The sequence below is a fragment of the Saccharopolyspora sp. NPDC002686 genome, from assembly GCF_040295745.1.
Classification (GTDB): domain Bacteria; phylum Actinomycetota; class Actinomycetes; order Mycobacteriales; family Pseudonocardiaceae; genus Saccharopolyspora; species Saccharopolyspora oryzae.
The window spans coordinates 1-10091 of the sequence record NZ_JBEOVY010000296.1 but is presented as its reverse complement, the minus strand read 5'-3'; the positions used below and the strand labels follow the sequence as shown (position 1 = coordinate 10091).

6 protein-coding genes are annotated in these 10091 nt (G+C 68.4%); 3 read left to right on the top strand and 3 right to left on the bottom strand.

From position 1 onward, the window contains the following. Positions 1 to 138: 138 nt before the first annotated feature. Together ABTZ89_RS29665 and ABTZ89_RS29660 are read right to left on the bottom strand one after the other, a co-directional pair. Complete coding sequence (locus ABTZ89_RS29665; protein ID WP_351050830.1) at positions 139 to 1101, bottom strand: hypothetical protein; 963 nt, start codon at positions 1099 to 1101, stop codon at positions 139 to 141. 155 nt (positions 1102 to 1256) lie between these two features. Further along, entirely contained in the window at positions 1257 to 3173 is a 1917-nt protein-coding gene (locus tag ABTZ89_RS29660; protein ID WP_351050827.1) for an acyl-CoA dehydrogenase family protein, read from the bottom strand. A 156-nt stretch (positions 3174 to 3329) separates the two neighbouring features. On the opposite strand from ABTZ89_RS29660, the gene ABTZ89_RS29655 reads away from it, so the two are divergent. Further along, entirely contained in the window at positions 3330 to 4400 is a 1071-nt protein-coding gene (locus ABTZ89_RS29655; RefSeq protein ID WP_351050825.1) for a MerR family transcriptional regulator, read from the top strand. Positions 4401 to 4463: 63 nt separating this feature from the next. Here ABTZ89_RS29655 and leuS read toward each other — a convergent pair whose 3' ends face one another. Further along, the gene (leuS, locus tag ABTZ89_RS29650; protein WP_351050823.1) at positions 4464 to 7328 is read right to left on the bottom strand and encodes a leucine--tRNA ligase; all 2865 of its coding nucleotides are present in this window, start codon (positions 7326 to 7328) and stop codon (positions 4464 to 4466) included. Positions 7329 to 7848: 520 nt separating this feature from the next. Between leuS and ABTZ89_RS29645 the strand changes: the two genes are divergently transcribed. Together ABTZ89_RS29645 and ABTZ89_RS29640 are read left to right on the top strand one after the other, a co-directional pair. Beyond that, positions 7849 to 8463 carry a hypothetical protein gene (locus tag ABTZ89_RS29645; RefSeq protein ID WP_351050820.1) on the top strand — a complete coding sequence of 205 codons (615 nt, stop codon included), beginning with the start codon at positions 7849 to 7851 and terminating at the stop codon, positions 8461 to 8463. Continuing rightward, positions 8460 to 10091, top strand: a 1632-nt coding sequence (locus tag ABTZ89_RS29640; RefSeq protein WP_351050817.1) for an HsdM family class I SAM-dependent methyltransferase, incomplete at its 3' end; no start/stop codon positions are given. The genes ABTZ89_RS29645 and ABTZ89_RS29640, both read left to right, overlap by 4 nt.

Sequence of the window (10091 nt, the reverse complement as noted above, 5' to 3'; positions counted from 1 at the left end):
GTGATCGGTTCGAGCAGCGGTCCATCAGTGCTCTGACCAGCAGTTTCGTTGTCCGAGAAAACGCGAAGGCCTCTGCGGGTGAGCCGCAGCGGCCTTCCGCCGACGCCGGCCCGTGGGGTGCTCGGGCCGGCGCGCTCGTCAGGGGGTGGTCACCGAGGAGATCGCACCCTTGTGCAGGTTCTTGATGACGTTGCGGGCGTCGCTGTACTGGTACGAGCCCGATTCGTACAGCACGTAGGCCGCGCCGCCGAACTCCGTGATGCCCTCCGCCATGCTCGGCGCCCGGTAGCACTTGGTGGACGGGCGGTCGATGTCGGTGGCGCCCTTGTCCACCACGTAGATGTTGCTGCGCTTGCTGCGGCCGTGCGACGTGGTGAACACGAACTTGTCGCCGGTGACCATGAGGCCCTGGGTCTTCTTCGGCACCTCGTAGGTCTTCTGCTCGGTCAGCGAACCGTCGTCGCCGACCTGGTACGACTGCATCGTGCCGCGCCCGGAGTCGTTGAACTTGCCCGCGTAGACGGTGCCGCCGTCCGCGGCCACGAAGGACGCCGCGGCGACCTTGCGGGACTCGCCGACCTGCTTGAGGTACGGGGTGCCGCCCTTCTTCATCGCGTCGCGCAGCTCGGAGAGCTTGTACTTGCGGATGGTGTGCTGGCTGCCGGAGTTGCGGCCCTGCACGAACGCCCAGCCCTTGCTGATCGCGATGCCGCCGACGTGCGATTCGGCGATGGCGACCGTGCCGACGTGCTTGCCGGTGTGCGGGTCGATGCCGATGATCAGCGCGTCCTGCCCGGGCTTCCCGTAGGAGGTCACCAGCAGCAGGTCCTTGCCCTCGCCGTCCCAGCCGGGCCAGGCGGCCAGGCCCTGCGGGGTCGTCTTGTCCAGCCCCGGCACGGCCGGGCCCTGGCCGAACACCTTGTCGTAGAACTTCGAGGCGGACGGCCCCGGGTAGAACGCCCCCTGCCCGCTGGCCGCGGACCGGCACGCGATGGCCTTGTCCTCGCCGGCCACCGCCGCGGTCGTGGTCGTCGCCGCGGTGCCCAGCAGCAACGCACCGCTCAGCGCGGCGATCGTGACCTTTCGGAGCAGGGGTTTCATCGGGCCTCGCAAGAGCTCGTCGGCATCGGTTGGTCCCCGGTGGGACGCACCGAACCGAATTCGGTTCCCGCTCCGGCCGAATTTTTCACCGATCGAGCAGGAGGATGGGCGATTTCGCGCGGAATCACCGATTTCCACGCGAAATCGCCCTCTGCTCACGAGCGCTCGTAGGCCCGCAGCTCCTCCTGCCGGTCGGCTTCCGCTCCGGTCGCGATCGGTGCGGTGAGCCACTGGCGCGGGATTCCGAAGGCCTCGACCAGGTCCACCGCGTGCGGGCGGATCTGGCGGCACAGCTCGTTGACCGCCTCGGTGATCGCCTTCGACCGGCGCGGCGTGATCCGCTCGTGCTCCAGGAACCAGGCGCGGTCCTCCTCGATGGTGGAGAGCACGAAGAGGTCGCACACCTTGTTCAGCAGTGCAGCGGTCTCCTCGTCGCGGCAGCGCTCGATCGCGCCGACGAACGCCTCCAGCAGCTGCCGCTCGACGTGCACGCGGCCCGCGCGCAGCACGTGGTCCTGCGCGCGGTTGAACACCTCGAAACCGTTGTCGCGATTGGCCTTCCGCAGTCGGCGGCCGAGACCGTCGAGGACATGGCGCTCGCGCTCGTCGAACATCTCGAGCTGCCAGCCGCGGTCGAGGATGTCGTCCTTGCCCGAGCCGTCCATGATCCGCTGCACCAGGGACCGGGTGGCGCTGCGCTCGAACATCGCGCTGACGAACTGGTCGGCCAGGAACTTGGCCAGGCCGAGCGTGCCGAGGTCGGAGAACTGGTCCTTGTAGTCGGTCAGCAGCCCCTTGGCGACCAGCTGCAGCAGCACCGTGTTGTCGCCTTCGAAGGTGGTGAAGACGTCGGTGTCGGCCTTGAGCTGCGCCAGCTGGTTCTCCGCCAGGTAGCCCGCGCCTCCGCACGCCTCGCGGCAGGTCTGGATGGTGCGGGTGGCGTGCCAGGTGGTGATCGCCTTGAGCCCGGCCGCGCGGGCTTCCAGCTCGCGCTGCGCCCGCTCGTCGGTCGGCCCGTCGTGCAGGCTCGCCACCAGCTCTTCCTGCGCGAAGTGCAGGGCGAAGGTCTTGGCCAGCGCGGGCAGCAGTTTCCGCTGGTGCGCCAGGTAGTCCAGCACCACGACCTCGTCGGCGGAGCCGGGCCGGCCGAACTGGCGGCGCACGTCGCCGTAGCGCAGCGCGATCTCCAGCGCGAGCTTGGCGGCGCTGCCCGCGGTGCCCGCCACCGACACCCGGCCGCGGATCAGCGTGCCGAGCATGGTGAAGAACCGCTTGCCCTTGCTGGCGATCGGGCTGCTGTAGGTGCCGTCCTCGGCGACGTCGCCGTAGCGGTTGAGCAGCGCCTCGCGCGGCACCCGGACCTGGTCGAAGACGATCCGGCCGTTGTCCACGCCGTTGAGCCCGGCCTTGCGGCCGCAGTCGGTGATCTCCACGCCCGGCAGCGGATTCCCGGCCCGGTCGCGGATCGGCACCAGCAGCGCGTGCACGCCGTGGCCCTCGCCGCCGGTGATCAGCTGGGCGAAGACGACCGCCATCCGACCGTCGCGGGCGGCGTTGCCGATGTACTCCTTGCGCGCCGCTTCGTGCGGCGTGTGCACCACGAACTCCTGCGACTCCGGGTCGTAGGTGGCGGTGGTGCGCAGGTTCTGGACGTCCGAGCCGTGGCCGGTCTCGGTCATCGCGAAGCAGCCCGGCAGCTCCGCGCTCATGATGTCGCGCAGGTAGCGCTCGTGGTGGCGTTCAGTGCCCAGCGCGACGACCGCGCCGCCGAACAGTCCCCATTGGACACCGGACTTGACCATCAGCGACAGGTTGCCGGGCAGCATCTCCAGCGACACCACCGAACCACCGGTGTCGCCGCTGCCGCCGTAGGCGGACGGGAAGCCGAGACCGGGGACGCCGGTCTTGGCCAGCTGCTGCAGCTGCTCGAGGGTCCGCGCGCGGTGGCTCTCGGTGTCGAGGTCGTCAGCGGGCGCGAGGTCGACGCCGTCCAGCGCCTCCCGGACCTGGTTGCGAACGTGCGCCCAGCGTCCGTCCAGCAACGCCGTCAGCTCGCCTGCGTCGAATGCCATCGCGGCCTCCACTCGTCGGTACCGACTGCTCCAAGCGTAGTTACCGACGAGTAACCTCGCCACGTGACCTGGCTCTCCGGAGCGTTTGACCTTCACCCCGGGGCAAGCCGCAGGGTCGGGGCACCGGGCGAGGAGCCCGGCACGAGGAGGTGAGTCGTGGACGGACTGAGCATCGGTGAATTCGCACGTGCCTCGGGCCTGACGCCCAAGGCACTGCGACTCTACGACGAACTCGGACTCCTGCCACCCGAGCACGTCGACCAGCGCACCGGCTACCGGACCTACGTCCTGGAGCAGCTGGGCAAGGCGCAGCTGGTCGCCCGGCTGCGCTCGCTCGGCATGCCGCTGGCCCGGATCCGGGTCGTCGTCGACCTGCCACCGCTGGCCGCCGCCGCGGAGGTCATGTCGTACTGGCGGCAGGTCGAAGCCGAGACCGCGGCCCGCCGCGAGCAGGCCACCGCACTCGTGACCGACCTGTCCAGGAAGGACTTCGCCGTGACCAGCACTTCGGAATGGGAACTGCGCTGCGCCGCCCGCACGGACTGCGGGCTGGTGCGGCGGAGCAACGAGGACTCGGTGCTCGCGGGCTCGCGGTTGTTCGCCGTGGCCGACGGATTCGGGATGGAGGGCGAGCAGCGGGCCGCCAGCGGCGCGGCGCTCGAAGCCCTCCGCTCGCTGGATTCCGCGGCACCGAGCGGTGATCTGCTGCGCGACCTCGGTGACGCGACCGGCTCCGCGCGTCGGGCGGTGCACGAGTTCTCCGGCACCGAAAGGGAGAACGTCGGCACCACGCTGACGGCGATGCTGTGGTCCGGATCCGGATTCGCCCTGGCGCACGTGGGAGATTCGCGCGCGTACTTGTTGCGCGGCGGCGAGCTCACCCAGATCACCCACGACCACACCTTCGTCCAGTCCCTTGTGGACGAAGGACGGCTGACCCCGGAAGAAGCTGCGGCGCACCCGAAACGCGCTGAACTGCTGCGCGCGCTGGAACGCAGCGGCAGCGCGGAACCGGATCTGCACCTGCGCGAAGCGCACACCGGGGATCGCTACCTGCTGTCCACGGACGGTCTGCACGCCGTGCTGAGCGACCGAGTCCTGCGGGACGTCCTCGATTCCGCCGCCAGCCCGGAGGAAGCGGTCGACCACTTCGTGCAGCAGGTCCACGACGCCGGAGCACCGGACAACGTCTCCTGCGTCGTGATCGACGCCGTCTCCCGCAACTGAAAACCGCTCTGAAAAGCGAAAAGCCGCCCCGCGCGAGTTGCGGGGCGGCTTTTCCCAGGTTCGTCAGGCGACGACGTTGACCAGGCGGCCTGGAACGACGATCACCTTGCGCGGGTCCTTGCCGTTCAGGGCTGCGGCGATCTTCTCGTCCGCCAGCGCCGCGGCCTTTACCGCGTCCTGGTCCGCCGAAGCCGGCACCACGACCCGGGAGCGGACCTTGCCGTTGACCTGGATCGGGTACTCCGCGGTGTCCTCGACCAGGTACTCCTCGTCGGCCACCGGGAACGGGCCGTGCGCCAGGCTCTCCGCGTTGCCCAGCCGGGCCCACAGCTCCTCGGCCAGGTGCGGCGTCAGCGGCGCGACCATCAGCACCAGCGGCTCCACCACCGCGCGCGGGGTGCCCGCCGCGGACGCGTAGGCCTTGGTGATCCGGTTGTTGAACTCGATCAGCTTCGCCACCGCGGTGTTGAACCGCATCTCCGCGTAGTCCTCGCGGACCCCGGCGATGGTCTTGTGCAGCGCGCGCAGCATCTCGGCGTCCGGCTGCTCGTCGGTCACCCGCAGCTCACCGGTGTTCTCGTCGACGACGTTGCGCCACAGCCGCTGCAGGAACCGGTGCGAGCCGACGACGTCCTTGGTCGCCCACGGCCGCGAGGAGTCCAGCGGACCCATCGCCATCTCGTACAGCCGCAGCGTGTCCGCGCCGTAGGCGTCGGCCATCTCGTCCGGGGAGACGGAGTTCTTCAGGCTCTTGCCCATCTTCCCGTACTCGCGGCGGACTTCCTCGCCCTGGAAGAAGAACTTGCCGTCGCGCTCCTCCACCTCCTCGGCCGGGACGTAGACGCCGCGCGAGTCGGTGTAGGCGTAGGCCTGGATGTAGCCCTGGTTGTACAGCCGCCGGTACGGCTCCTCCGCCGACAGGTGGCCCAGGTCGAACAGGACCTTCTGCCAGAACCGCGAGTACAGCAGGTGCAGCACCGCGTGCTCCACGCCGCCGACGTACAGGTCCACGCCGCCCGGGTCGCTCGCACCGTGCTGCGCGGGGCGCTTGCCCATCCAGTACTGCTCGTTGGCCGGGTCGACGAACCGCTCGCCGTTGTCCGGGTCGATGTAGCGCAGCTGGTACCAGCAGGAACCGGCCCACTGCGGCATCACGTTGGTGTCGCGCTCGTAGTGCTTCAGCCCGTCGCCCAGGTCCAGCTCGACGTTGGCCCACTCGGTGGCCTTGGCCAGCGGCGGCTCCGGCCGGCTGTCGGCGTCCTCCGGCTCGAAGGTGCGCGGCGAGTAGTCCTCGACCTCGGGCAGCACCACCGGCAGCTGGTCCTCGGGCAGGCCCTGAGGCAGGCCGTCCTCGCCGTAGACGATCGGGAACGGCTCGCCCCAGTAGCGCTGCCGGGCGAACAGCCAGTCCCGCAGCTTGTACTGCACGGTGCCGCGGCCGTGGCCGTGCTCCTCCAGCCAGCTGATGATCGCCTTCTTGGCGTCCTCCAGCTCCAGGCCGTTCAGGTCCAGCCCGATCTGCGGGTTCGCGGAGTTGATCCGCGGCCCGGAACCGGTGAAGGCACCGCCCTCGAAGTCCGCGGGCGGCTGCACGGTGCGCACGATCGGCAGCCCGAAGACCTCGGCGAACTCGTGGTCGCGGGTGTCCTCGCCGGGCACCGCCATGATCGCGCCGGTGCCGTAGCCCATCAGCACGTAGTCGGCGATGAACACCGGGATCCGCTCGCCGTTGACCGGGTTGGTCGCCCAGGCACCGGTGAAGACGCCGGTCTTCTCCTTGTTCTCCTGGCGGTCCAGGTCGGACTTCATCGACGCCGCGCGCCGGTACTGCGCGACGGCCTCCGCCGGGGTGGCCGCACCGCCGGTCCAGCGGTCGTCCGCGCCCTCCGGCCATGACGTCGCGGTCAGCTCGTCGACCAGCGGGTGCTCCGGGGCCAGCACCATGTAGGTCACGCCGAACAGCGTGTCCGGGCGGGTGGTGAAGACCTCGACGTGGTGCGCGGAGCCGTCCAGCGGGAACACCACGTTCGCGCCCTGCGAGCGGCCGATCCAGTTCCGCTGCATGGTCTTGACCTTCTCCGGCCAGTCCAGCCGGTCCAGGTCGTCGACCAGGCGGTCGGCGTAGGCGGTGATCCGCATCATCCACTGCTTCAGGTTCTTGCGGAACACCGGGAAGTTGCCGCGCTCGGTCAGGCCGTCGGCGGTGACCTCCTCGTTGGCCACCACGGTGCCCAGGCCCGGCGCCCAGTTGACCGGCGCCTCGGAGACGTAGGCCAGGCGGTGCGAGTCGATGATCTCGCGCTGCTCGACGCGGGACAGCTCGCTCCACGCGCGGCCGTCCGGGGTGGCGCGCTCACCGCTGGCGAACTGGTCCTCCAGCTCGCTGATCGGCCGCGCCCGGCGCGCGTCGGCGTCGTACCAGGCGTTGAAGATCTGCAGGAAGATCCACTGCGTCCAGCGGTAGAAGTCGATGTCGGTGGTGGCGATCCGGCGGCGCTCGTCGTGGCCCAGGCCCAGGCGGCGGATCTGCCCCAGGTACCGCTCGATGTTCTGCTCGGTGGTGGTCCGCGGGTGGGTCCCGGTCTGCACCGCGTACTGCTCGGCGGGCAGGCCGAACGCGTCGAAGCCCATCGTGTGCAGGACGTTGCGGCCCTGCATCCGGTGGTAGCGGGCGTAGACGTCGGTGCCGATGAAGCCCAGCGGGTGGCCGACGTGCAGGCCCGCGCCCGAGGGGTACGGGAACATGTCCTGGACGAACAGCTTGTCCTCGGGCACGTCACCCTTGAGCGACCCGGCCGGGTTGGGCGCGTGGAAGGTGCCGCGCTCCTCCCACCGGTTCTGCCACCGCTGCTCGATCTCGACCGCCGTCTCCGCGGTGTAGCGGTGCTGCGGAACCTCTTCGGTCGAGGTCTCTGCCTGGCCACTCATCGGTTTGTGTCCTTCCCTGCCTTGCCCTCGAACGCGCGAGTCGTGCGCTCCTAGTGTGCCGCCTGCGAAAAACGGAAAACCCCCCAGGCCCTACCGGGCATGAGGGGTCGCCGCGTTGACGTCGCCTAGCGGACGGTCAACGCGGCCTCGCAAGGAGCAGCCTCGCGCACATGCACCAAGGGTAACCGGCCCCGTCAAACCCGTTTCCGAGGTGGAGCTCAGCGGACCGCCGCAGACGTCCAGGGATGCCCATAGATGTTCACAGTTTCGCGCACTGGAGTGCGCTATTGACTTCACTGTGTTCCGATGATCTACTGGTGAACACAGATTGCCGCAATCTTCGACCCCGAGAGGGCTACAGGCGGCAGAACGAAAAAGGCCCCGGGCGGCATGCGCGCTAACGCAGAGGCGGACCCGGGGCGTACGAGGACAAGACTAGCACGACCTGACCGCACGACTGGGGGAAACGATGTCGGATAGTTCCGCCGACTGGGTGGTCAAGACGTTGTCGTCTGCGCGAATGGCACCGTACCTCGCGGAGACCCATGGCGACCTGGATGCCGCGTTTCGCCTGTACCAGTGGAACCTATCGGTCTGCGCTGCCTTCTACGGCCCGCTCCACTGGCTCGAAGTCGCACTCCGCAACGCCATGCACGAAGCGCTGCGAGACCACTTCGGCACCGACTTCTGGTGGCAGAAGGTGCAGCTAGACGAGCAATGGCCGGGAAAGATCGCGAACCTGGAAGCCAAGCTGAAGAACCGCTTCGGCGCTGTCGGACGCACCATGACCGCCGACGACGTCGTCGCCGAGCTGAACCTCGGCTTCTGGGTCTCGCTGGTCAGCCGTGGTAGGAGCTACGACCGCAAGCTCTGGGTTCCGGCGTTGCACCGCGCGTTCCCGAACTTCTCCGCTGGCCGGAGCCGAAAGCTACACGGCGAGCTCGACCCGGTGCGGAAGTTCCGGAACCGGATCATGCACTACGAACCGATCTTCAACCGACAGCTGGCGGACGATCACAGCCGTATCTACCAGCTGCTCGGTCACATGTCGACCACGCTCAAGTCCGAGACCAGACAATTCGACCGGGTGCCGCGGGTGCTCGCTCAGCGGCCCGACCTCGGCGGTGCACGATGACCGATTGGCTCTCCGCCAGCCAGATCGCCCAGGCCGCAGGTGTCGGACGCGCCGCCGTGAGCAATTGGCGAGAGCGCAACGCCGACTTCCCGGAACCCCGGGGTGGGCACTTCTCCGCTCTGGAGGTCGCGGCCTGGCTCGACAAACGCCGGATCCCGCGCAACGCGCTAGGAGAGAACGAGTCGGAGGAGGCCACCTATGGAGACCGCTTTCGCCGGGCGGTTGGACTCGCCGACCGCAAAGCAGCAGCTACACCGCGCGTTGAGAAGGCCCGCGTCAAACGAACGTTGTGGCTGATCGCCGACGGGCTACGCGACCTACGCGGAACCGCTACGGCCGCCAGCTACCAGGAACTGGTCCTCGCATTGCTGTACGCGCGGAGGACCGAGATGTGGCAGGAGATCTACAGGCACAGCCAACACTCTGATCATCGAGAACTGGTAGCCCTGCTCAGTCGGCTATCCGACAGTGACCCCCTGTTCGAGGGACTTCGTTTCAATAGCGAAATCCCCCCTCGCCGCCTGATCGACATCATCGATGCCCTGCACCAGGACAACGAAGCGACTCGGACAACTCACGACCAGGCATCCGCGCACTTGCTCGAGCACCTGCTCGAAGACTTCTCGTCATACCGGAAGTCCAGCGAATTCCACACGCCACGATCGATCGTCGAGCTTGCCATCAAGATCACAGGCCCGAGTGGGAGTGACGGTGTGTACGACCCGTGCTGCGGCGACGGAGCACTGCTCGTCGGCGCAGTCGAGCACATCAGAGAACAGCAGCCGAAGCTCTCCGCGAACATCACTGGACGCGCTCTTTCACCGACCTCCTGGCGGATCACGAGCATGAACCTAACCCTGCATGGAGTCGAACCCGACCTGGGACACGGTGCTTGCGATGTCCTCCAACACGACCCGGACCGCGGCTCGAAGTTCGACGTCATCCTGACTAACCCACCGTTCAACATGCGGGTATCGGCAGAGGAGATCGATCCGCGCTGGCGGTACGGTCCGCCGCCGCGCAGCAGCGCCAACTTTGCATGGATGCAGCACGTTCTCGACAAATTGGCACCGGGTGGCCGAGCAGTCATGGTGATGCCTCCGGCTGCAACGACCGCCGGTGGCCGAGAAGCCAGGATCCGGCGCCGACTGATCGAGGACCGGACGGTGGAAGCCGTGATCGAGTTGCCTCCGCGACTGTTCGTCGCCACCGGGATTGCTGTCGATCTCTGGCTGTTGCGCGCGCCGTCCGAAACCGATGGTCGTGTGCTCTTCGTCAGCGCAGCGGACCGCGGACGCGCCACCAACCGGAACCAGCAGTACTTGGCGCCCGAGGCCATCACCGAGATTTTTGCAGCCCACCAACAGCACATCGGGGGAGGCGATGTACTTGAACCCGGGTTCGCACGCTCCGTCTCCATCTCCGAGATCGGCCAGCAGGACTACCTGCTGCAGCCGAGGACCTACTTGTCCAGCCCTCGAGTCCGCTCTCGCCCGGCGGAGGTCGCCGCCGTCGTCACCGAACAACGGCAACAGCTCACAGCGTTGGCGCACCGCGCAGCCGAGATGGAAGGTCTGGTCGCCCGCCAGCTCGACCGAGGCGGGCAGGCGGGCCCCGGGTCGGCGGAC